Below are 23502 nucleotides of genomic sequence, written 5' to 3'. Positions count from 1 at the left end.
AAAACTTGTAATATAGTTTTAAAAACCTTATAATATAATTGTAATGAGTTAATAATAGTTTTTTGTTAAAATAAATACATGATTAGTATTTTATATCAATCAATGCATGGAGGTTTTAAAAGTGGAAAGAAACTATGATGTTCTCCAAGAGATTAAAGAACTTGCAAAAGGTATATCAAAGAGTAACTTAGTATCGTATAAAGATTTACCTAGATATGATTTGTTTTTATCTCAGGTGATTGATTTTCTTAATGATAAATTTGATGAAGAAAAATACACAAATAATATAGTCCAAAATTATATTAAAAATGAAGTTATCTCTAAACCTGAGGATGGTAGAAAACGCGGGTATACCAAAATACATTTAGCTCAACTAGTACTCCTTAGTTATATGCGCCCTGTACTTACTACTGATGAAATAAAAAAAGTATTTGCACTAGCTTTTAATGAAATTAATGATAGAAGTGATGATATTATTTCTTGGGAAAAAGCTTATGCAATATTTGCAGAAATTCAAACAAAAAGTTTTGATGATTTTTTAGATACGGAATACTTTGATGAAAGTAAACTACAGTGTTTTCTAAAAGAAATGAATCTAAAAGAATCAGAAGAAGAAAGAATACTTGTTTTCTTAGTTGTAATGAGTTTAATAGCTCAAGCAAGTGCTACAAAAAAACTTGCTAAGAAAATTGTTGATGCATATGGAAAAAGTTTAGAAGAATAGATAAATTTTAATTAAGAGAATCTATAAGACAAAGTCTTTATTATTAATAAAGGTTTGTCTTATTTTTTTATAATTAATAAAATAATAAGCTTATTTATCATATATATTTTATTTAAATTTAATGTATAATTGATAAATTCGAAATCATAGTGATTTTCAAAAGTTGACATATTTTGTTATTATCATTAGGATAAAACTAGAGGATTTAATAGATAATATAAATATATTGTTTATAAGTGTTTGGTTACATTAAATATTCTAGGAGTGATAAAATGCATTATTTAGGACTAAACGTATATTCAGAAATAGGAAAGTTGAGAAAAGTGTTACTCCACAGGCCTGGGGAAGAAGTAGAAAACTTGACACCAGAACAACTTAAAATGCTTTTATTTGATGATATACCATATTTAGAAATTGCGAAAAAAGAGCATGATAATTTTGCTAATGTATTTAGGCAAAATTCTGTAGAGGTATTATACTTAGAGGATCTTGCAACAGAGGCTTTAAGAGATAAAAAAGTAAAAGAACTGTTTATTGCAGATGTAATATCGGAAAGTAGGGTTTCTAGTGAAGGAGAAAAAATAATTCTAAAAGAATATTTAAATAATTTAACAACAAATAAAATGGTGTTAAAAGTAATGGGGGGAGTCCGTAGAAGAGAAGTTGGATATAGTGAAAAAGGTGAAGATTATCCTTTTTTAATGGAACCAATGCCTAATTTATATTTTACTAGAGATCCTTTTGCTATTATTGGAAGTGGGATATCAATTAATAGAATGAGGACGGAGACGAGAAAAAGAGAAACAATTTTTGGAAAATATATATTTAAATATCACAAAGATTATCATTCTAGAAGTATAAGCCATTGGTACGATAGGCAAGATATACATTGTATAGAAGGTGGAGACCAACTTGTTTTATCAAAAGATGTTTTAGCTGTAGGACATAGCGCCAGAACAGATAAAAAAGCAATATTAAAGTTAGCTCAAAATATTTTTGATAAAAGGGAATCATTTAAAACTATACTTATTTTTGAAATTCCTAAAACTCGTGCTTTTATGCACTTAGATACTGTTTTTACAATGGTTGATTATGATAAATTTACCGTTCATCCTGGTATTGAAGGAAAGCTAAAGGTGGATGCTATTTCTCTAAATAGTAAAAAAGAATTAGTGATTAATGAAGAAGAGGATTCTTTACGCAAAATATTATCAACTCACTTGAATAAGGATATTAAATTAATTCGGTGTGGTGGAGGAGATAAGATAGCTGCTTCAAGAGAACAGTGGAATGATGGCTCAAATACTTTAGCTATAGCACCTGGTAAGGTTATAACCTATGAAAGAAATTATGTAACTAATGAACTTCTGGATAAAGAAAATGTATCTGTTATTGCAATAGCTTCATCAGAATTATCTAGAGGAAGGGGTGGCCCAAGATGCATGTCTATGCCTTTTTATAGAGACGAGATTTAAAAATATTTTATAAAATTTTGTAACTAATAAAAAAATGTTGTATAATAATAAATATAAATGAATAAATATGCAATTAAATTATATTAAGAGGTGATTTCATGTTCAATCTTAAAAACAAAAGTTTTCTTACATTAATGGATTTTAATCAAAAAGAAATAAAATTTTTCTTAGATTTAGCTACTGAATTAAAGATGGCTAAATATATTGGTAATGAAAAACGAAGATTAGAGGGTAAAAATATTGCATTAATATTTGAAAAATCTTCAACAAGAACAAGGTGTGCTTTTGAAGTTGCAGCTCATGATCAAGGTGCACATGTAACATACTTAGGTCCAACAGGCAGTCAAATAGGAAAAAAAGAGTCTGTAAAAGATACAGCAAGAGTGTTAGGTAGAATGTACGACGGAATAGAGTATAGAGGCTTTGGTCAAGAAAGAGTCGAAATTCTTTCAGAATACTCAGGAGTTCCAGTATGGAATGGATTAACAAATGAAGATCATCCTACTCAAGTTTTGGCAGATTTTCTTACTATTAAAGAAAATTTTGATAAGCCATTGAATAAAATTAAATTTGTATATACAGGAGATGGAAGAAACAATATGGCTAATGCACTTATGATAGGTGCATGTAAAATGGGATTAGATTTTAGAATTGCTGCACCAGAGAGTTTATTTCCAGATGAAGAGTTAGTTAATAGATGTAAAGAGGAAGCATTAAAAAGTGGTGGAAAAATCACTATTACCTCTAATGTAGAGGAAGCTGTTCAAGAAGTTGATGTTATTTACACAGATGTATGGGTATCAATGGGTGAACCTGATGAAGTGTGGAAAGATAGAATTGAACTTTTAATGCCGTATCAGGTGAATATGGAAATGATAAAGAAGACAGGTAATGAATCAGTAAAATTTATGCATTGCTTACCGGCTTTTCATGATTTAGAAACTGTAGTTGGCAAAGATATTTTTAATAAATTTGGAATAGATGCAATGGAAGTAACAGATGAAGTATTTGAAAGTGATTTTTCTATAGTTTTCGATGAAGCGGAGAATAGAATGCATACTATAAAAGCAGTTATGGTTGCTACTTTAGCATAAAATAATTATGTAAATAAATTTATACAAGTCCAAAAATCAAACATAAATGATTTTTGGACTTGTATTAGATTAATATATCTAAATAGTTTTAGCTTTTGCAGGTCTTAAATTACATGCAGTCTTTATTTCACCAGCTCTTTTTAAAGCAGTCTTTGTTAATAGAGGACCTATTAATTCGTAAACAACTGTGGCGGACAATATTATCGTTCTGATTGATGCGCCGTAACTAGGTAATTCTGCTTCTGCTACAAGTGCTAGTCCTATAGCAACACCTGCTTGAGGAACTAAAGTAAAACCTAAATATTTTTGAACACACTGCGGGCAATTTGTTATCCTTGACCCTAGAGCAGCTCCGAAACTTTTACCAATAACTCTAGCTATAATATAAGCTAATCCCCATAAACCAACATGCTTTAACATACCTAAATTGAGTTCTATACCAGCTACAGTGAAAAATGCCATGAATATAGGAGGAGTAAACCTATCAATTACTGAAAAAAGGTTATGACTATTGTGAGCTAAATTTGTAGTAGTTGCACCAATCATCATACAAGTAAGCAATGGTGATAAATTTAAAGTTGTTACTAAACCAATGGAGAGAAAAAGGCTTGCTAATGTTAAACTTAACAATTTATCTTTACCTGATGCATATTTAGAAATTATTATCAATGCTAAACCCATGCCAAAACCAATAATTATTGAAAAAACAATCTCTAAAATTGGTGTTAATATTGATTTAAAAATTGATATTTCGTTAGATGGAATTGATAAGGTTTTAGCAATAGTTAATGAAACGCCAAAAATTATAATACCAACAGCATCATCTAAGGCTACTATAGGTAGTAAAGTATCAACTAAGGGGCCTTTTGCTTTATATTGTTTTATAACCATAAGTGTTGCGGCAGGTGCAGTAGCAGCTGCAATTGAAGAAATAACTATACTAAATTCTAATGGGGCTTTAAAGATAAAAAACATAGTTATGAAAACTAAGATAACAGAACCTAATGCTTCAAATAATGTAATAACTATAATTTTCATACCGACTTTTTTTATTGCTTTTAATTCAAACTCACTGCCTATACTATAGGCTATAAAACCTAAAGCTGCGTCAGCAATAATATTGAAATTACCAGCAATTGAAGTTGGAATGATATTTAAAACTGAGGGACCTATTATAACTCCTGCTAGTAGATATCCAGTAACGCTAGGTAATTTTAGATAAGATACTAGTTTGCCTGCAAGTAAACTGGCAAATAAAATTATACCGAGATAATATAACATGTGCATGAACTCATCTTCTTTCTTTGATTATTCCTTTATACCTTCAACATGGTTTACAGGTACAGTAAAAACGATTCCAACGTTAGGCTTGTTTAAATCGCCAACAACTTTTCTAATACACTTAAGTGCAATATTTATTTTCACATCACTTAATATTGTAAATATTGTTTTATTAAAGGGTCTTTTTTCATTTAATAACATTTTTAAAGATCCGAAAAGAGCAATATCTTTGTGAGTTTCGTATAAAACAGTTGCCATACCATGACTATCTATTACAGTGGCACCGTTAATATTTGATTTGCTGAATTCTAATAGCAAATCATCAATTTTATTAACATCATTAAGAACCATTACTAAGAGTTGCAATAAATCACTTCCTTTTGAAAAAGATATAATTATTATGTAAGGAATTTATAGTTAGAATTGTCTTTTTTTATTTTGAACACTAAAAATAATTATAGAACTATATTTTTGAAAAGTAAAATTCACAAAACTTTAATAAATTACAACATAAAGCCAAAAATCTTTGTTTAAACGTATTCATTATAAGTTATTATAAAAATAAGCTTGTTTACTATGTAAATACATGTTTATAGGCTTATTGAAAAGTAAACAAATGCTTATCCAATAGCAAAAAAAAGAAAATGCAGGTTTGGTAAGTACCTGCATTTACCTCATAGGTTAAAAGAAAACCTAAAATCATTTTAACGCCGACATATATAAATCACTACACACCTAAGTATAATCTCTCGACCATACAAAAGCATTACACAACCCAAATATATCTTTGCTCGACAATAGTAAATCCCTGAGAAACTAAATATAATCTCTCGACTATAATTAACCTCCAACAAGTTCACATAGTTAAAGTGAAGAGCCTACGGAACTCAATACTGTCTTCGCTCAACCACTATACATCATTTGGGACCACATAAATACCTTTCGGCACAGATATAGCCTTTCATAACATATAGCAATCTTCTCGCCAGCACATAAAGAACCTATACAGATCCCTTATATACTTTTGTTCGAATATTAAAGAACTCATTCAAAATCCCGTAATACTCTTTGCTCAACAATTTTAAATCCTCTTTACACATATTATAATAACCAATATCAAAAAAAATATGTAAAACTATTTATGTGGAAAATAAAATCAAATTATGTATAGCGAAAACAAATATGATAAAATTATATGGTTACTAAAAATAAGGAGAAGTAATATGGCTATAAATAGAAAAGAATTTAGTTTTGAAAAAAACAAACTATCTTTAACTAAAACATGGATAAAGAAACAAATAGGGATATTACAAAATGAAGCGGAAAAAATAGATAAGAATTTATCTGAAATTATTAAAAGAACAAATGGATATAGTACCGAATTAGAACTTGTAAAAAAAGTTAAAGAGATAAATACCAAAAATACAAATAGATTTCAAGATGCATCTGATATACCTTATTTTGCAAGAATAGATTTTTGTGAAAAAGGAAGAAGTGAAGAAAATTTTTATATTGGAAAATTTGGACTATTTGATAATGAAAGTATGGAAGAAATAGTTATCGATTGGAGAGCACCTATAGCTGATTTATACTATAGTGGAACAAAAGGTGAAGCAAAATATATTGCTCCTATTGGGACAATTAATGGTGAATTGAAACGAAAAAGGAAATTCCTTATAAAAAATGGAGAATTAAAAGATGCCTTCGATGAGGGAATAAATGAAATTATTTTAAGAAGCGATTTAGATGAATCAGGAAATGAATTAGTAGATGAATTCTTAAAAATAAACCTTGAAGAAGCAGTTAGCAGTAAATTAAAAGAGGTAGTTTCAACGATTCAAAAGGAACAGAATGATATTATTAGAGCAGATTTAAACAAACCTATATTGGTTCAAGGGTCAGCAGGTTCAGGAAAGACAACTATTGCACTTCATAGACTAGCGTATCTTCTATATAGATATAATGATACCATGTCTGGAAAAGATATTTTAGTAATAGCACCAAATAAAATTTTCTTAGACTATATTTCTGAAGTTTTGCCAAACTTGGGAGCAGAACAAGTCAAACAAGTTACTTTTTATGATTTAGCCAGAGAAGTATTAAAAATCAAAAATAAAATAATTTCTAAAGATCAAAAGTTAGCTAATTTGCTAAATGAAACTAGTTCAAAAGAATTAAAGCTAATGTCAGCGGCAAGTAAACTCAAGGGTATGCCGATTATGAAAACTATCTTAGATAGACTTTTAAGATGGGTAGAGATTGAAGATATAAATATTGACCATCTAAAAATAGAGGAATATTTATTATTTTCTAATAAGGATATAATAAGATTATATGCAAGAGATTTAGTGTATCTTCCTATAAATAAAAGAAAAGAAGAAATAAAAAGATATCTCAAAGGGAGAGTAAAAGAAAGGCTACTATTTATCGAAGAGAGAATTGATTTAGATTACAGCGATAAAATAAATTTAATAAAAAATACTATAAATGAACCAAAACTTATGCGAGAAAAAATTATAAACACTTACAATGAGAGAGATGAAAAGAAAAAGAACCTATATAAAAGTGCTATTTCTGAAATTGATTTATTTATAGATAATTGGATTTCAAAGGATATAATAAACATATACCATAAAATGTTTATTGAAAAAGAGACTTTTGATAAAGTCACAGGTGGTAAGTTGCCAGAAGTTCTCTGGAAATATTTAAGCGAAAATCATAACAAATTTATGGAAAATAACTTTATTGAAGATGATGATTTAGCTCCTATAATGTATTTGAAAATTAAAATTGATGGATTAAAAAAGGATTATGAATTTAAGCATATTGTTATAGATGAAGTGCAAGATTATAGTGTTTTTCAGCTATTACTTATAAATGAGATGACAAACACTGATTCTATGACAATAGTTGGTGATCTAGGTCAAGGAATATATGCTTATAAAGGAATTTCAAATTGGAATTCTGTAATAGAAGATGTATTTGAAAATAGAGCAAATTATATAACATTAACTCAAAGTTATAGATCTACAGTTGAAATAATTGAATTTGCTAATAATGTATTAATTAAACAAGATAATAGTTTGATGCCAGCAAAACCTGTTTTGAGGCATGGAAAAGAACCAAAAGTTTTAAAAGTTGAAGATAATAAACAATTTATTGATATGACTAATTCTATCATTAAAGATGTAGAGAGTCTTAGTAAAAATAATGTGGCGATAATATGTAAAAATATAGAAGAATGCCGTAGAGTATATAAAATACTAAATAATAAATCGCGATGTAAATGGCAAATAGTAAAGGGGACAGACAAACAAATAAATTTGGATAAAATTATTATACCCAGTTATATGACAAAGGGGTTAGAATTTGACTGTTCAATAGTTTACGATTGTAGTGAAGATAATTACGGGAATAATGAATTGGATAAAAAGTTATTATATGTAGTGCTGACAAGAGCATTACATTTAGAGTATATTTTATATAGGGGTAAAAAATCTCCATTATTAAGCTGAATGTAAGAGGTGATAATTTTGAATAGAAAGACCTTGACCATAATATCTTATAATCATGAAGAAGCGGAAAATTATTATAATCAATTAAAAAGTTTATTTTTCGAAAATATTATAATAGAAAAAATTATAATGAGTGATAGTATAATACACGATAAAATTGAAACAGATTTAATAATTACGTCATCATATGATATCTATCATTATATAAAAAATAGGTTTAATAATATAGATATCGTGGTAATAAAAAGAACTGTTATGAAAAAAGGTCTTGAAAGAATATTAGCACTACCCCAAGGCAGCGAAGTATATTTGATTGATACTAATATTGAAGGAGCTAAAGAAATTGCAATACTAATGTATCAGTTTGGAATTAGAAATGTAGAACTAATTCCAATTGCTAGCGATGATGATACTGAAAAAAATTTGAAGCAAGCAATTGTTTTAGGAAATAATTTGAAAATTCCAAATAGTGTTGAGAACATAATAAATTTAGGAGCAACGTTTATAGACGTTAGCAGTATAATAGAAATTGCGTCTCTCCTAGAACTGTTATATATATTACAATTTCAAAATATTAATAAAAGTTATGAAGAAATTATAACAATAAATTCTGGGTTAACAGAGATACTTGGAAGAACGAATAGGTTTGCAAGCCAAGTAGAAATCCTTCTTCAGATATTGGATGATGGAATAATAGCTATTAATTCAAAAGGAAATATTTATTCTTATAATATAAATGCAGAGAAAATTTTAGGATATAATAAAAGAGAAGTTATTGGTAAAAATGGAATAAAACTTATGCTTGAAATACCTTTCGAGAGTGCCCTTGAAAAAAGGATTTCAATTAAAGAAAAATTAATAAAAGTAAATGGAGAAGATATAGTAGTATCAGTAGATCCTATAATAAATTCTGATAGAGTTTATGGAGCTGTAGCAATTTTAAAGAGATTTAGCGATACAGAAAGAAAACAACACAAGCTTAGAGCTCAGTTAATAGGAAAAGGACATAAAGCAAAATATTTATTTAGTGATATATTAGGGACTAGTGAAAAGATAAATAAGTGTAAAGAAATAGCAAAAAGAATGTCTAAATCCAGTTCCTCAATATTGATCACTGGAGAAAGTGGTACAGGAAAGGAACTTTTTGCTCAAGCTATCCATAATATATCAAAAAGAAAAAATTATCAATTTGTTGCAGTAAATTGTGGTGCATTTCCTGAAAGTTTGTTAGAAAGTGAACTATTTGGATACGAAGAGGGAGCTTTTACGGGAGCAAGGAAAGGTGGCAAATTGGGATTTTTCGAATTGGCTCATAAGGGAACTCTATTTTTGGATGAAATAGGAGAAATGCCATTTAGTCTTCAAATGAGACTTTTAAGGGTTTTGCAAGAAAGAGAAATTATGAGAATTGGTGGAGATAGAGTCATTGATATTGATGTAAGGATAATTGCAGCATCTAATAGAGATTTAAAACAGATGGTCAAAATGGGAGAATTTAGAGAAGATTTATATTTTCGATTAAATGTATTACCATTAAGAATACCTTCACTTAGAGAAAGAAAAGAAGACATTTTTGAAATAATAAATCATGTTAAAAAAGAATTTAATGGTAAGTTTGATTTTACTGGGGAAGCTATGGATATACTAATAAACTATAATTGGAAAGGAAATGTAAGAGAACTTCGAAACTATATTGAGTACTTTACTAATTTAGGTTTAGAAAAGGTTGATGTGAGGGACTTACCAATTGATATAAATGAGAATATATATGATGTATCATTGTATTATGAAGATAAAAATATAGTAAATAACATTATTAATGATAGAAAAATATATACTGAACGGTATATTTTTATATTAAATCAATTAGAAAATGCTTATATCAAAAAAATTAGACTAGGTAGAAGAAGTCTATATAAAATTGCGAATGAAAAAGGTTTTTTCTTGAGTGAACAAGAAATTAGAACAATATTGATACAATTAGAAAAACATTCTTTAGTTAAAATATTGAAAGGTAGAAGTGGGACAATAATAACTTTAAAAGGAAGAGAAGTATTAAAGAAATTACAAAAGGGTTAAAAGGTGTGAAATTTCATACCTTTTAACCCTTTTTATTATTTTAAGAGTTTATTTATTAGCAAATAACTCTATTTATGGCTTTTGTAACTTTGGCATAAAAATTGCATTTATTATATGTATGTAATAAAAGCATAGCTCATTATACCATATTTATAAAATATGATATAATGAGCTAAAACAGGGAAAAGTTTACAATAGGAGGCTGATCTTATGATTAAAAAACTAGATGGAATATTAGAAAAAGCAAAAAAGCAGATGACTATGAAACTTTCAGTTGCTGCGGCAGAAGATGAAGAGGTTTTAATGGCAGTATTATCTTCAGCTGAGATGGGTATTATAGAGCCAATTTTAGTAGGAAATGAAAAAAAAATTAAAGAGATATGTGAAAGGTTCAAGTTTGAGTTAAAAGATTATAGGATAATAAATGAATGCGATATCAACAAAGTAGGAAGAAAAGCAGTAGAACTTGTTAGTTCTGGAGAAGCCGATTTTGTTATGAAAGGTTTGTTAGACACGTCAATACTATTAAAAGCAGTATTGGATAAAGAAATTGGATTAAGAACGGATAGTCAATTGAGTCATGTAATGGTTTACGAATCACAAAGTTACCATAAATTAATATATTTAACTGATGGGGGGATGAATATGTACCCTGATTTGAATATAAAAACTAAAATAATAAAAAATGCAGTAGATGTTGTGAAATCAATGGGGAATGAAATTGTTAAAGTTGCATGTTTAGCGGCTAAAGAAAAGGTTAATCCTAAAATGCCTGCTACAGTTGACGCTGATAACCTAAAGAAGCTAGGTATCAGTGGAGAGTTTGGAAAAAAAGTTATAGTTGATGGTCCTATGGCACTTGATTTGGCAGTTTCTAAAGAAGCTGCAAAGATAAAAAAATATGAGAGTAAGATTGTAGGAGATGCTGATATTTTTATGGTTCCTAATATTGAAATGGGAAATGGTATTGGCAAATCTCTAACATATTTTGGGGGTGCTAAATCAGCGGGTATCATTATGGGGGCAAAGGCACCTGTAGTACTAGTATCAAGAGCAGATACGTATGAATCTAAATTATATTCTATTGCATTAGGAAGTGTAATAGCTGCAAATAAAAAATCTTAAGGAGAGTGTAAGAATGAAAAAACTACTAACTGGTAATGAAGCTGTTGCTCGTGGTGCATATGAAGCTGGAATAAATTTTGCAGCAGCATACCCGGGGACACCAAGTACTGAAATCCTCGAAAATATTGCTCCTTATAAAGAAGATATCATGGCTGAATGGGCTCCAAATGAGAAGACTGCTTTAGAATCTGTTATTGGAGCTAGTATTGCAGGGGCGAGGTCTCTTTGTGCAATGAAACATGTAGGAGTAAATGTAGCTGCAGATCCACTATTTACTGCTGGATATACTGGAGTAAATGGAGCACTGGTAGTTATTACTGCTGATGAGCCTGGAATGCATTCGTCTCAAAACGAGCAAGATAATAGATATTACGCAAAATTTGCTAAGCTTGCAATGGTTGAACCATCAGATAGCCAAGAATGTAAAGATATGATAAAAGCAGCAGTTGAAATTAGTGAAAAGTTTGATACAACTGTTTTATTTAGAATGACAACAAGAACTTGTCACAGTAAAGGGATAGTTGAAATTGGAGACAGGGAAGAAGTTCCTGTAAAAGAGTATAAAAAAGATACTGCAAAATACCTTGTGGCACCTGCAAATGCTAGAAAATTACATGTAGTGGTTGAAGATAGACTAAAAAAATTAGAAGAATTCTCAAATAGTACAGATTTGAATTTTATAGAGTGGAATGATAAGAAAATCGGAATAGTATCATCAGGAGTAGCTTATCAATATGCAAAAGAAGTATTCGGAGATAAAGTATCATATCTTAAACTTGGATTCACACACCCTTTACCAATGAAAAAGATAAAGAATTTTGCAAAAGAAGTAGATGTATTATATATCATTGAAGAATTAGAACCTTATATTGAGACAGCTGTTAGAGCTGAAGGAATTGAATGTATTGGTAAAGAAAAAATCCCTAATATAGGAGAATTAAATCCTGATATTATATCAAAATCTTTATTAGGAGAAAAACAGACAACGATTGAATATGATGAAAATAAAATTGTTGGAAGGCCACCTACATTATGTGCGGGATGTCCACATAGAGGTTTCTTCTATGAACTGAGCAAAAAGAAAGATGTAATGATAACTGGTGATATTGGGTGTTATACATTAGGATATATATCGCCATTAAATGCTATGGATACGTGCACATGTATGGGCGCGAGTATTACAGTTGGACATGGGGCTCAAAAGGTATTTAATAGATTTGGCATTAATAAAAGAACTGTTGCAGTTATTGGAGACTCAACATTTTTTCACACTGGAATTAATAGCTTACTTGATGTTGCTTATAATAGAAGTAATACTGTTACGGTAATACTTGATAATAGAATTACAGGAATGACAGGACATCAAGAGAATCCTGGTACAGGATATACTCTTCAAGGGATGCCTACTAAGCAAGCAGATATCCCGGCAATAGTAAAAGCAGTTGGAATAGAACATATAAGAATTATTAATCCTTTAAAACTAGATGAAGTTAAATCTGCTTTAGATTGGGCTTTAGCTTTAGATGAACCTTCAGTTATTATTACAAGATGGCCATGTGTATTGAAAAAGCATTCAAAGCAAGATTCTGAAGAGTTTGGCGATTATAAAAGTTTATGTCTAGTTAATGTAGATAAATGTATTGGATGTAAGAAGTGCATGAAAACAGGTTGTCCAGCTATTTCTTTTGATAAAGAAAATAAAAAGGCAGTAATAGACAAAGCTTCTTGTGTTGGATGTGAAGTATGCCTTCAAGTATGTCCTGTAAAAGCTATTGAAAAGGTAGGTGAATAACATGACAGAGACTAAAAATATTCTATTGGCTGGAGTTGGAGGTCAAGGAACAATAACAGCAAGTAAGATTTTATCAACTGGATTAATAGAAGCAGGTTATGACGTGAAAATGGCTGAAATTCATGGAATGTCTCAAAGAGGGGGTAGTGTTACTACTCAAGTAAGATTTGGAGAAAAAGTTTATTCACCTATAATTGGAGAGGCACAGGCTGATATTTTAATATCTTTTGAAGTTATGGAAACATTGAGGTGGCTAAAAAACTTAAAACCTGATGGAGTAGTAGTCTTGAACGATTACAAGATACCATCAGTTCCAATATTGACTGGAGCAGTTGAATATCCGGAAAGGATAATTGAAGAAGTTAAGTCAAAAGCGAAAACAACTGTAATTGATGCAGCAAAAATTGCTGAGGAATTAGGAAATATAAGAACTATGAATGTAGTGCTTCTTGGGGCACTAATAAAAGCTATGAATTTAACAGAGATAGATTGGGAAGGTGTTATAAAGAAAACTGTTAAAGAGAAATTTATTGAATTAAATATAAAAGCATTAAAAAAAGGAATGGATCAAATATAACAGAAGCCACTATATGAATTTATAGTGGCTTTTTTGGGAATAACTATAAATTGTGAAGTAAGCTTACTATTTACAACAATTTACTTGATTTTTCTTTCTATCGTGAAAAAAGATAGTATATTAGAATTATTAATGTTTGATAAAAATTTATCAAAATAGATTGTTTTTGGATTATATATTTGCTATACTAATAATTAGTATAGCAAGTAAAAACAATTCGAAAATGAAGGGAGAAACATATTATGGCTAAAAAAAATCCAAGAGAATTATTGAATGCTTTTACAGGAGGACTTCAAGAGGTAGGAGAAACAAATCCTAATGAAATGAATGCATTTATGAATTTATTAGGAACAAACTATGCTGAAGGTGCTTTAGATGTTAAAACTAAAGAATTGATGAGTGTTGCAATTGCTGTTTATAACAGATGTGAGTATTGTATAGTGTTCCATGCATTTAAAGCTTTAGAAGCGGGTGCTACTAGAGAAGAAATGATGGAAGCTGCAATGGTTTCTGCTGCATTTGGTGGCGGACCAACAATCGCTTATAGCGTTACACTATTAAAAGATTCAATTGATGAATTTGAAGGAGATTTTAAATAAGTATATTCCAAAGGCAGTTTATGCTGCCTTTTTATTAGGTTCTATTTTAAATGGAACCTAATTATTTAAGCGGAGGTGTAGGAAATGATAACTGAAATTAAGAGTGCAAAGGCAGGTAAGATAGGAAAAATTTCAGTAAATGTTGGAGATAATATAAAAAAAGGGAGTAAATTATTAGATATAGAAGCGCATAAAGGTAATGAAGCAATGGTAGCTAAGAATGAAGGTAAAGTAGTGAGCATCCAAGTTGAAGAAGGGGATGTTGCGAAGATTGGAGATATATTATTAACAGTAGAATGTGAAATGGTCAATGCAAAACCAGAAAAAGTTCAAACGAAGACTACCAATAAAGCAACATTTGATTATTTCGGTAGTGTTATGAAACCTCAAAAGATAGAATTAGAAAGCGACATTACTATTATTGGTGGGGGGCCAGGTGGATATGTAGCAGCTATTAAAGCGGCAAAGCTAGGAGCTAAAGTAGTTTTAGTTGAAAAAGAAAACCTAGGTGGGACTTGCTTAAATAGAGGATGTATTCCAACTAAGGCGTTAGTCCGATCTTCAGAGGTATACAGTAATATGCAAAGAGCAGAAGAATTTGGATTATTTGCTAAAAACATATCTGTAGATATGGGAAAAGTAATTGAAAGAAAGAATGGCGTTGTAGACAATCTAGTAGCTGGAATAAAATACTTGATGGATAAAAACAAAGTTACAGTTGTAGAAGGTAGTGCAAAAATGCTATCTAGTGAAAAAGTTTATGTAAAAGGAAATAGAAAAGAAACAACAATAAATTCTAGAAATATAATTATTGCAACGGGGTCTACTAGTTTTAAATTACCTATAGAAGGAATAGAGTCCAAAAATGTGTTAACTAGTACTGAGATACTTGATTTAAAAGAGTTGCCACAAAAAATTGTTATTATTGGTGGCGGTGTTATAGGAATGGAATTTGCTTTTATGTATAATAGCTTTGGAGTAGATGTGTCTGTAGTTGAATATATGGATAATATTTTACCAACATTAGATAGTGATGTATGTGAAGAAATATCTAATATTGCAAAAGCAAAGGGAATAAAATTATATACTGGATCAAAAGTAGATAAGATAATTCATGCAAAAGATGGAGAATGTATTGTATCTTTTGAAAAGGCTAGTAAAATAAATAATTTAGTAGGAAACAAAGTTTTAGTATCAGTGGGTAGAAAGCCATATCATGATAATTTGGGTATTGAAGAGCTAGGAATTCAACTAAACGAAAACAAAAGAGGTATAAAAGTAAATAATAAAATGCAAACCAATATTGAAAATATTTATGCAATAGGTGATGTAACAAATGTATTACAATTAGCACATGTTGCTTCTCATCAAGGAATTATTGCAGTTGAAAATATATTAGGTGAAGATAAAGAAATGGATTATTCTTCAGTTCCAAGTGCAATCTTTACCAATCCTGAAATTGCTACAGTAGGTGTTAGTGAAAGAATGATTAGCGAAAAAGGAATTGAAGCTGAAGTTGGTAAATTCCCTTTCTCTGCTAATGGAAAAGCTCTTACTTTAGGAGAACCAGAAGGCTTTATAAAAATTATAAAAGAAAAAGAAAGTGGAAAAATAATAGGCTCTACAATTATAGGAGCTCATGCTACTGATTTAATTCATGAGTTAACTTTAGCTATTAAGAATGGATTAACTGCAGAACAAATAGCAGAAACGATTCATGCACATCCAACAACAGCGGAAGTTATTCATGAAGCAGCTTTATCCGTAGAAGGAGGAGCACTACATTTTGCTGAATAATAATATAAAACAAAAGATAATTATATCTCAGTCAAAGAATCCATGGGAAAATTTAGCTTTAGAAGAACTTTTATTAGAATCAGTTAAGAAAAATGAAGTTATTATGTACTTATGGCAAAATGATAATACTATTGTTATAGGTAGAAATCAAAATCCATGGAAAGAGTGTAAATGTGATTTATTCAACAGTAATGGCGGTAAAATTGCCAGAAGATTATCTGGTGGAGGCGCTGTTTACCATGATTTGGGTAACATAAACTTTACGTTTTTAATGGACAAGGAACTATATCACTTAGAAAAGCAATTAAATGTAATTTTATCAGCTGTAAAAGCATTGGGTATAAATGCCAAGTTTACAGGTAGAAATGATATAACTGTTGACGATAAGAAATTTTCAGGAAATGCATTTTATTTTACTTCCAATTCAGCATATCATCACGGGACAATTTTAGTGAATTCGGATTTATCTCAACTAGTAAAGTATTTACAAGTATCTAATGAGAAGATAAAATCTAAAGGAATTGACTCAGTTAAATCAAGGGTTACAAACTTAAAAAATATTAATGGGAGTATCACCAATAAGAAAGTAATTGAAGCATTAAAAGAGAGTTTTCAAATTGAATATGGAGAATGTTATGTTGATAATGTGTTTATTCAAAATAATAAAGATGAGATCAAGTCACTATATAACAAGTATTCTTCTTGGGAATGGATTTTTGGAGAAACTCCAAAGTTTGATATAACCTATGATAAAAGATTTGCTTGGGGTGGAATCGAAATAAATCTAAGTTTAAAGAATGGTAAAATAGTTGATAATAAAATATTCTCAGATGCTATGAATAGTGAATTGATCTTAAATATATCAAAAGAATTAGAAGGATTGACTTTTAATATTGAGTTAATAGCAAAAAATATAGTAAACATGGATGTAGAAAATGATGTAGATAAAAATATACTAAAAGATATTCATAGCTGGTTATTGAATCAACAATAAAATAGTCCACTGAAAAACTGTGGACTATTTTATTAATTGGCTAAAAGTTTCATCATATTTTAGAATCATATCTTGCCATTTATACTTTGAAGCAATATTGTTAAGTGATTTTTTTCTAATATGATCTATATTTTCTAAAGACCATTGTATTTTACAAACTAATTCATTAAAGTTATTGTAAAAATTAATGCTATTGTTTTTTGCATCTAGTAGTTCTGGATAAGTAAGTCTATTTGGTAGTAAGGGATAGCAATTACAGTAAACTGCCTCCATTACACTAATTCCGAAGAATTCTTGAATAGAGGTTACAGGCAAGATATCTGCTTTATGTAACCAGCGTGCATATTCACTAAAACTCTCAGCTCTCTCGAAAATTACAATATTTTCTTTTAATTCATTTTTTGCTTTTTCAAATATTTTAGGATTTTTTTTAAAGCTCTCCCCAAGTACAGCTAATTTGAAGGGGATTCCTTTATTCTTTAATATGAATAGAGCATTAAAGAAATCTTCAGGATTTTTATCATATTCCCATCGATGATTCCAGAGAATTAATCCTTCTTTGTATTTTGACGAATTACTGTATTCATCAAACTTATTTAGTTCTAAACCTAAAGGAAGTACGGAGCATTTAGCTCTTATTTTATCCATATTTTCAATGGTTTTATAGTCTGGCATTGAATTTAAAAAAGTTTCTAATGCAGAATAAAATGAATTCATATGATAATTAGAATTAAAAAAAACAGCATCTGCTGTGAGAATTGATGTATAGTTAATAAAACCATAATGTTTATCTCTATTTTCTTTAATATCCTTATCGTTAGGAGACCAAGGATATGATAACTGGTTTTCATGAAAATACATAGCAATTTTTGTGTTTCTCAATTTATTCTTAGCTAAAGAAACAAAGGTACTTAAATCTAACATATCACTTGCGATAATTAAATCAGGAGTAAAATTCATGTTTAAGAACTCTTTTGATAGATATACTGCGCCGCCATGCATTCTCCATTTCCAAAACAAGCCTTTCATACTTAAAATTCTTACTTCATGAGAAGAATATTTTTTTAAATCATTTGCCCAACTTGCGTGTGAACCTGTAAAAAACGGTTCAATTATTAGGATTTTCAATTATAAAAACACCCCGAATCTTTTGTGGTTGAAAGTTTTAATTTGATATAATATGTATTATATCAAATATATTAAAAAAAAGGATGATTCCATGAAAATAATAATTTCTCCAAGTAAAACACAAGATTTTCACAGGAAACTTTTTAATAAAACTGAAACGCCTTTATTTATAAATAATGCAGATAAAATAGTTAAGGAAATTCAAAAATTGTCTAAAAAAGAATTAGCAGCCATGATGAAAATTAAAGGCAAGATATTAGATAAAACTTATTCAGACTACGATAACTATTTTAATAATTGTAGCAATCATGCAATATCAAGTTATAATGGTGCAGTTTTTAAAGAAATAAATATGGAAGTATTAGATAAAAATGATATGGTCTATGCTGAAAAGCATTTAAGAATATTATCAGCTCTATATGGGGTTCTTAAACCTTTAGATGAAATAAGGCCTTATAGATTAGATATGAATATGAAAATAACAAATATGGATTTATATAAGTTTTGGCAGAAAAATATGGATGATTATTTTAGCGGAGAAGATTTAATAATTAATTTAGCATCTAGGGAGTTTTCTAAGCTTATAAATCTACCAATGGTAACTATAGAATTTAAAGAAGAAATAGACGGAAAGTATAAGATTGTTGGAACTTACGCAAAGAAAGCACGTGGGATGATGGTAAATTTTCTTATAAAAAATAAGATTGAGGATTATGAGAAGATAAAAGAATTTACAATGGATAAATATAAATACAATAAGGAATTATCTTTGGATAAAAAAATAGTATTTTCAAGAAAAAGAGTGTAACCTTTTTCTATCTTATATTTCTAGTTATATAAGGAAACAAATAAAATTCTCTATACTAAAAGTTGATTTACAATTTTTTTATTTATTAATACATTAAATAGATGTAAAATGTAGATACAAGCATGAATTAACTAAAGGGGATTTTGTATGGATATATTTAGGAAAAAGCATAAGAAGATAGATAATTTCGAAAAAGAAATTAATAGGGTTTATGAGGGACTATATAGATATATTTATTACATAGCAAAAAATAAAATTTTAGCTGAAGATATATTACAAAATACTTTAATGATAGCTTACGAAAAATATAATACTTTAAAAGACAAAAATAAGTTCAAAAGCTGGATTTATACAATTGCAAAGAGGCAAACAATAAATACTATTGCAAAATATAGGAGAGAGATTTTTTCTGATGATTTAAATATAGATTCTATATATAAAGAAAAAGTTGATTTACCAGAAGATATTATTATCAAGGAAGAATTGAAGGAAGAAACACTTAAAGCTATAAATAGATTGCGACCAGAGTATAGGCAAATAATTATTCTAAGATATTTCTATGATTTACCTTTTAAAGAAATATCTAACATACTAAATGTGAAGAATAATACTATTCGAGTAAGACATTTAAGAGCTAAAGAAGAACTTTACTCATACTTGTCCTTTAATTATTTAAATGATAACATTTTTATTGAAAAAGAGGAGGTAGCTGAATGAAGAAGTATAATGATAAATTTGAAGAATTACTCTATGCTACCTGTAAAGAAAATTTTGATGAAATCCAAGATATAAAAGATATAGATATTCCAAATTTTGATAATCAATTTGACAAATTTAAATCAAAAATAGATAAAGAAAGTGAAAATAAAAAAAACAAATGTATTTATTTAAAAGTGGCTGGATTAGTAGCAGCTATGTTTATATGTATATATGTGATACCAACATTATATCAAGTTCCTTGTGTTAATGCTATTAAGAAGAATTTTGATAATTCAATGGTACGTATTTCAGGAGAAATAAGAAGTATAATTATTGATGATAAAAACAATGAATCGCGCAATACTTTAGATAGTCACAAAAAAGATATTTTTAATGTGGAAAATTCTGAAGAAACTTCTATAACAAATTTATATGAATCAATAGATAGTGCACAGAAAGACATTAATTATAAAATAGTTAAACCGTTTTATATGCTTGAGGGATATATAATAGATAGAGTAGAAGTTATTGATGTTGAAAATATTTCTACAGTTAATCAAGTATATATAAAAGATGGAAAACATAATATTGCAATAAATCAATCTCCGATAGAAGACAATTCTACTACAGTAATTAGTTCTAACCTTGATTCTAAATATGAAGAAACCTATATTAATGATACTAAGGTAATATTTCTGATTGAAGAAGAAAGTAGTTATGCTATTTGGAATAAGGATGGTTTTAGATTTACTATTATTGCTACTAGAGGATTGAGTAAAAAAGAAATAGTAAAAATTATTAATGAACTAAAATAAAAGCCTAATGGGCTTTTATTAGGTTCATTTTATTTTTTATTGAATATACTATAATATATGAAGTAATCTAATACAGAGTAATAAATATGAGGTGATATCATTAACGAATACTTTGGTATTAGTATAAATCAATGTAAATTTTTAGGTAAAGGTTGTGAGGGAAAAGTATATTTAACTCCAAAGGGAAATGCTTTAAAAATATTTAAAGATAAACAGATGGCAGAGCATGAATATGATATTTTAAAAAAAGTAGAAAATAGTTCTTATTTTCCACGTGTTATAAAATTTGAAGAAACATGTATGCTTAGAGAGTATGTAAAGGGAGTACTTTTGAAAAAGTATGTTAAGAAAAATGGAGTTAGTAATATACTTTTAATGAACTTAATTCAGATGATTGAAGAATTTGAGAAACTTGGATTTTGGCGAGTAAACTATAATACAAAGCACATATATGTTCAACCTGATGAAAGTTTACAAGTAATTGATCCACGGAAATGTTATTCGATGAAAGCACCGCAACCAACAAAAATACTTAAACTTATGGATAAACAAAATGCACTCGATAGGTTTATGAAAGTTTTGATAAGTTACAATCCAGAGCTAGCTGTGGAGTGGTTTAAAAATAATTAATAAAATTTTATAAATCTAATGTATAAAACTATTTTTGTAAGGAAAACAACTTCAACTATTAATCTATATATAGAATCCAGTTCAACTATTTATTTATACATGTCCAAAACTAGTTGGTACGTCTAGATTTTGAGACAAGTATAAATAAAGTTTCACAGTGGATTCTCTATAGTATAATGGTAATAGAGTTAAAATAAAGAAGGGGGTTTTCCTAATGAAAATATATATAAGTGCAGATATTGAAGGAGTAACGGGAGTAACTCATTGGAATGAAACAGAAAAACAAAAAGGAGATTATGCTGAATTTGCGGAGCAGATGACTAAAGAGACAAAAGCGGCATGTGAAGGCGCATTAAATGCTGGAGCTAAAGAAATTATTGTTAAAGATGCTCATGATTCTGGAAGAAATATTGATGGAAATCAGCTTCCCACTGAAACAAAGTTAATAAGAGGGTGGAGTGGACATCCATTTTCTATGGTTCAAGGAATAGATTCAACTTTTGATGCAGCTATATTTATTGGATATCATTCATATTCTCATTCTGATAGAAATCCATTATCACATACCATGAATCCTTTTTTAATAAATTCTATTAAAATAAATGGAAAATATGCTAGCGAGTTTTTATTGCATGCTTATGCAGCTGCATCGGTGGGGGTTCCGGTAGTTATGGTTTCAGGAGATAAAGGGTTAGAAGAGGAAATCATAAATATAAATTCAAATATTAGTACAGTTGCGGTAAAAGAGGGCATTGGAGATTCAACAATAAGTATACATCCTCATTTAGCTATAGAAAATATAAGAAAAAGTGTTGGAGAATCATTAAAAAATATTCAACAGTGTAAAATTAATTTACCAGAAAAGTTCAAAGTAGAAATTTCATATGTAAATCATGTAAAAGCTTATAGAGCATCTTTTTATCCTGGAATGAAAAAAATATCTGAAACGGAAGTGATTTTTGAAACAGAGAATTACTTTGATGTTATGACTATGATCCAATTTTTAGTTTAGACTACACAACTATTGATTGTTACCAAAAATTATGCTAATATTTACTTAAAGCTGAAGGGGAGTAGCTGAGAAATTTCTCAAATAGAATCAACATCGTGGCTAATAAAAGCCTGGTTCTATTTACTCTAGCGGTATGTAATGCTATTGGAGCAAGACTTTCAGTTTAATAGAAAATTTTTCTATTAAACTGAAAGTCTTGTTTTTTTATAGCTAAATAAATGGAATATTTTACTAAGATCCATACTGCAAAATAAGGGGGAATTATATGTCAAATTTTGTTGTAGTTTTGTTATTTGTTTTGGGATTCGTATTAATTGTAAAAGGTGGAGACTTATTTGTTGATGCTTCGGTATGGATTGCTGAAATAACTGGTGTTCCTAAAATGTTAATAGGTGCCACTATAGTTAGTTTAGCAACAACTTTACCTGAGTTATTAGTTTCAGTAGTTGCAGCAAGTAAAGGTGTACCTGATATGGCTATTGGAAATGCAATTGGATCTACAATATGTAATATCGGATTAATTTTAGGTATCTGTTGTATTTTTATGCCCGGTAAAACGGAAAAAGCATTTAAACCAAAAGGATTATTGATGTTAGGCGCTACTTTATCATTAATGATTTTTTCATTAGACAGAAATGTGGATAAAATAGAAGGAATCATGTTACTACTTATGCTTGTTTTCTATGTCTATATAAATTTAAAAGCAGTTAAAGCTGCTAGAAAAGCTACATTGGAAAGTGCAGTGGAAGTAGAAGATTTAAATCCTAGTGATGTCGCTAATGGTAATACAATATTTATTCATATTTTAAAGTTTTTGTTAGGAGCAATTGGAATAGTATTAGGAGCTCGTTTATTAGTAGATAATGGTGTCATTATAGCTCATATCCTAAGAATACCTCAGCAAATTATAAGTTTGACATTGATTGCTATTGGAACTTCATTACCTGAATTAACTACAGCAATTACTTCAATAAGGAAAGGTGAACAAAGTATTTCTATAGGAAATATTTTAGGTGCTAATATTTTGAACGTAACAATGATTTTAGGTACATCTTCTCTTATAACAAAGAATGGTTTGATCATTAGTTCTCGTAATATAAATCTATTTGGAAAAGTTTTCAAAAGTGTACCACAAACTCTTTATATTGATGTACCTGTTTCAATTATATTAATGTTAGTTGTAATTGTACCAGGAATTGTTTCCAATAAACTGAGAAAAAGGCACGGAATTATTATGATTTCAATATATTCAATTTATTTAATATTTCTAGCTGTAAGTATTATGTAAAATTCTATTTAACTGTAATATTTTATGTTATAATATAGGGTAAAATAGAGTAATAGTTCAAGTAGTTTAT

Annotated in this window: 20 protein-coding genes; 17 read left to right on the top strand and 3 right to left on the bottom strand. The window is 28.9% G+C overall.

The genetic code is table 11. From position 1 onward, the window contains the following. Nucleotides 1-106: 106 nt before the first annotated feature. The 3 genes from ACQ3F0_RS12720 to argF all read left to right on the top strand — a co-directional run bounded on the left by ACQ3F0_RS12720 (nucleotide 107) and on the right by argF (nucleotide 3293). Nucleotides 107-724 (top strand): DUF1836 domain-containing protein, encoded by a 618-nt coding sequence (locus ACQ3F0_RS12720; protein WP_428865652.1) that lies wholly within the window; start codon nucleotides 107-109, stop codon nucleotides 722-724. 272 nt (nucleotides 725-996) lie between these two features. Continuing rightward, nucleotides 997-2199, top strand: coding sequence for an arginine deiminase (arcA, locus tag ACQ3F0_RS12715; protein WP_428865651.1), 1203 nt, complete (start codon nucleotides 997-999; stop codon nucleotides 2197-2199). Between the two features lie 98 nt (nucleotides 2200-2297). Beyond that, on the top strand, nucleotides 2298-3293 hold the full coding sequence (gene argF / locus ACQ3F0_RS12710; RefSeq protein WP_428865650.1) for an ornithine carbamoyltransferase: 996 nt from the start codon (nucleotides 2298-2300) through the stop codon (nucleotides 3291-3293). A 78-nt stretch (nucleotides 3294-3371) separates the two neighbouring features. Here the strand turns inward: argF and ACQ3F0_RS12705 are convergent, their stop codons facing one another. Together ACQ3F0_RS12705 and ACQ3F0_RS12700 are read right to left on the bottom strand one after the other, a co-directional pair. After that, nucleotides 3372-4580: a cation:proton antiporter gene (locus tag ACQ3F0_RS12705; protein WP_428865649.1), complete on the bottom strand. Its 1209-nt coding sequence runs from the start codon at nucleotides 4578-4580 to the stop codon at nucleotides 3372-3374. A 21-nt stretch (nucleotides 4581-4601) separates the two neighbouring features. After that, entirely contained in the window at nucleotides 4602-4940 is a 339-nt protein-coding gene (locus tag ACQ3F0_RS12700; RefSeq protein WP_428865648.1) for a hypothetical protein, read from the bottom strand. Between the two features lie 857 nt (nucleotides 4941-5797). On the opposite strand from ACQ3F0_RS12700, the gene helD reads away from it, so the two are divergent. From helD to lplA, 8 genes are all read left to right on the top strand, one after another. Further along, complete coding sequence (gene helD, locus ACQ3F0_RS12695; RefSeq protein WP_428865647.1) at nucleotides 5798-8089, top strand: RNA polymerase recycling motor HelD; 2292 nt, start codon at nucleotides 5798-5800, stop codon at nucleotides 8087-8089. A gap of 18 nt (nucleotides 8090-8107) precedes the next feature. Then, the gene (locus ACQ3F0_RS12690) at nucleotides 8108-10168 is read left to right on the top strand and encodes a sigma-54 interaction domain-containing protein (protein ID WP_428865646.1); all 2061 of its coding nucleotides are present in this window, start codon (nucleotides 8108-8110) and stop codon (nucleotides 10166-10168) included. 210 nt (nucleotides 10169-10378) lie between these two features. Beyond that, nucleotides 10379-11293: a bifunctional enoyl-CoA hydratase/phosphate acetyltransferase gene (locus ACQ3F0_RS12685; RefSeq protein WP_428865644.1), complete on the top strand. Its 915-nt coding sequence runs from the start codon at nucleotides 10379-10381 to the stop codon at nucleotides 11291-11293. Between the two features lie 13 nt (nucleotides 11294-11306). Continuing rightward, complete coding sequence (gene iorA / locus ACQ3F0_RS12680) at nucleotides 11307-13085, top strand: indolepyruvate ferredoxin oxidoreductase subunit alpha (protein ID WP_428865643.1); 1779 nt, start codon at nucleotides 11307-11309, stop codon at nucleotides 13083-13085. Between the two features lies 1 nt (nucleotide 13086). Continuing rightward, on the top strand, nucleotides 13087-13662 hold the full coding sequence (locus ACQ3F0_RS12675) for an indolepyruvate oxidoreductase subunit beta (RefSeq protein ID WP_428865642.1): 576 nt from the start codon (nucleotides 13087-13089) through the stop codon (nucleotides 13660-13662). Between the two features lie 242 nt (nucleotides 13663-13904). Then, nucleotides 13905-14261: a carboxymuconolactone decarboxylase family protein gene (locus ACQ3F0_RS12670; RefSeq protein WP_428865641.1), complete on the top strand. Its 357-nt coding sequence runs from the start codon at nucleotides 13905-13907 to the stop codon at nucleotides 14259-14261. Nucleotides 14262-14345: 84 nt separating this feature from the next. After that, nucleotides 14346-16058, top strand: coding sequence for a dihydrolipoyl dehydrogenase (lpdA, locus tag ACQ3F0_RS12665; RefSeq protein WP_428865640.1), 1713 nt, complete (start codon nucleotides 14346-14348; stop codon nucleotides 16056-16058). Beyond that, on the top strand, nucleotides 16048-17052 hold the full coding sequence (lplA, locus tag ACQ3F0_RS12660) for a lipoate--protein ligase (protein WP_428865639.1): 1005 nt from the start codon (nucleotides 16048-16050) through the stop codon (nucleotides 17050-17052). The genes lpdA and lplA overlap by 11 nt, the downstream gene beginning before the upstream one ends. 24 nt (nucleotides 17053-17076) lie before the next feature. Here lplA and ACQ3F0_RS12655 read toward each other — a convergent pair whose 3' ends face one another. Then, a complete protein-coding gene (locus ACQ3F0_RS12655; protein ID WP_428865638.1) occupies nucleotides 17077-18180 on the bottom strand; it encodes a tRNA-queuosine alpha-mannosyltransferase domain-containing protein in 1104 nt (367 codons plus the stop codon). 91 nt (nucleotides 18181-18271) lie between these two features. Here ACQ3F0_RS12655 and ACQ3F0_RS12650 point away from each other — a divergent pair, with 91 nt between their 5' ends. From ACQ3F0_RS12650 to ACQ3F0_RS12625, 6 genes are all read left to right on the top strand, one after another. Further along, the gene (locus tag ACQ3F0_RS12650) at nucleotides 18272-18988 is read left to right on the top strand and encodes a YaaA family protein (protein ID WP_428865637.1); all 717 of its coding nucleotides are present in this window, start codon (nucleotides 18272-18274) and stop codon (nucleotides 18986-18988) included. A 147-nt stretch (nucleotides 18989-19135) separates the two neighbouring features. Then, on the top strand, nucleotides 19136-19705 hold the full coding sequence (locus tag ACQ3F0_RS12645; RefSeq protein ID WP_428865636.1) for an RNA polymerase sigma factor: 570 nt from the start codon (nucleotides 19136-19138) through the stop codon (nucleotides 19703-19705). Next, nucleotides 19702-20502, top strand: coding sequence for a hypothetical protein (locus ACQ3F0_RS12640; protein WP_428865635.1), 801 nt, complete (start codon nucleotides 19702-19704; stop codon nucleotides 20500-20502). Before ACQ3F0_RS12645 ends, ACQ3F0_RS12640 begins: the two co-directional genes overlap by 4 nt. A gap of 216 nt (nucleotides 20503-20718) precedes the next feature. Further along, nucleotides 20719-21132 carry an RIO2 family protein gene (locus ACQ3F0_RS12635; RefSeq protein ID WP_428865634.1) on the top strand — a complete coding sequence of 138 codons (414 nt, stop codon included), beginning with the start codon at nucleotides 20719-20721 and terminating at the stop codon, nucleotides 21130-21132. Nucleotides 21133-21346: 214 nt separating this feature from the next. Beyond that, nucleotides 21347-22144 carry a M55 family metallopeptidase gene (locus ACQ3F0_RS12630; protein WP_428865633.1) on the top strand — a complete coding sequence of 266 codons (798 nt, stop codon included), beginning with the start codon at nucleotides 21347-21349 and terminating at the stop codon, nucleotides 22142-22144. A gap of 265 nt (nucleotides 22145-22409) precedes the next feature. After that, a complete protein-coding gene (locus ACQ3F0_RS12625) occupies nucleotides 22410-23432 on the top strand; it encodes a calcium/sodium antiporter (RefSeq protein ID WP_428865632.1) in 1023 nt (340 codons plus the stop codon). Nucleotides 23433-23502 lie beyond the last annotated feature (70 nt).

This window comes from Clostridium sediminicola (assembly GCF_050402865.1).
GTDB lineage: Bacteria > Bacillota > Clostridia > Clostridiales > Clostridiaceae > Clostridium_AF > Clostridium_AF sediminicola.
Note: the sequence above shows the minus strand (reverse complement) of the source record. Positions and strands in the feature narration are given on the sequence as shown.

Coding starts and splice junctions, on each gene's coding strand:
- ACQ3F0_RS12675 (WP_428865642.1), top strand. CDS start 13,087: ATGACAGAGACTAAAAATATTCTATTGGCTGGAGTTGGAGGTCAAGGA.
- ACQ3F0_RS12650 (WP_428865637.1), top strand. CDS start 18,272: ATGAAAATAATAATTTCTCCAAGTAAAACACAAGATTTTCACAGGAAA.
- argF (WP_428865650.1), top strand. CDS start 2,298: ATGTTCAATCTTAAAAACAAAAGTTTTCTTACATTAATGGATTTTAAT.
- ACQ3F0_RS12645 (WP_428865636.1), top strand. CDS start 19,136: ATGGATATATTTAGGAAAAAGCATAAGAAGATAGATAATTTCGAAAAA.
- arcA (WP_428865651.1), top strand. CDS start 997: ATGCATTATTTAGGACTAAACGTATATTCAGAAATAGGAAAGTTGAGA.
- lpdA (WP_428865640.1), top strand. CDS start 14,346: ATGATAACTGAAATTAAGAGTGCAAAGGCAGGTAAGATAGGAAAAATT.
- ACQ3F0_RS12685 (WP_428865644.1), top strand. CDS start 10,379: ATGATTAAAAAACTAGATGGAATATTAGAAAAAGCAAAAAAGCAGATG.
- helD (WP_428865647.1), top strand. CDS start 5,798: ATGGCTATAAATAGAAAAGAATTTAGTTTTGAAAAAAACAAACTATCT.
- ACQ3F0_RS12625 (WP_428865632.1), top strand. CDS start 22,410: ATGTCAAATTTTGTTGTAGTTTTGTTATTTGTTTTGGGATTCGTATTA.
- ACQ3F0_RS12640 (WP_428865635.1), top strand. CDS start 19,702: ATGAAGAAGTATAATGATAAATTTGAAGAATTACTCTATGCTACCTGT.
- ACQ3F0_RS12720 (WP_428865652.1), top strand. CDS start 107: ATGGAGGTTTTAAAAGTGGAAAGAAACTATGATGTTCTCCAAGAGATT.
- ACQ3F0_RS12630 (WP_428865633.1), top strand. CDS start 21,347: ATGAAAATATATATAAGTGCAGATATTGAAGGAGTAACGGGAGTAACT.
- iorA (WP_428865643.1), top strand. CDS start 11,307: ATGAAAAAACTACTAACTGGTAATGAAGCTGTTGCTCGTGGTGCATAT.
- ACQ3F0_RS12705 (WP_428865649.1), bottom strand. CDS start 4,580: ATGCACATGTTATATTATCTCGGTATAATTTTATTTGCCAGTTTACTT.
- ACQ3F0_RS12635 (WP_428865634.1), top strand. CDS start 20,719: ATGGCAGAGCATGAATATGATATTTTAAAAAAAGTAGAAAATAGTTCT.
- ACQ3F0_RS12670 (WP_428865641.1), top strand. CDS start 13,905: ATGGCTAAAAAAAATCCAAGAGAATTATTGAATGCTTTTACAGGAGGA.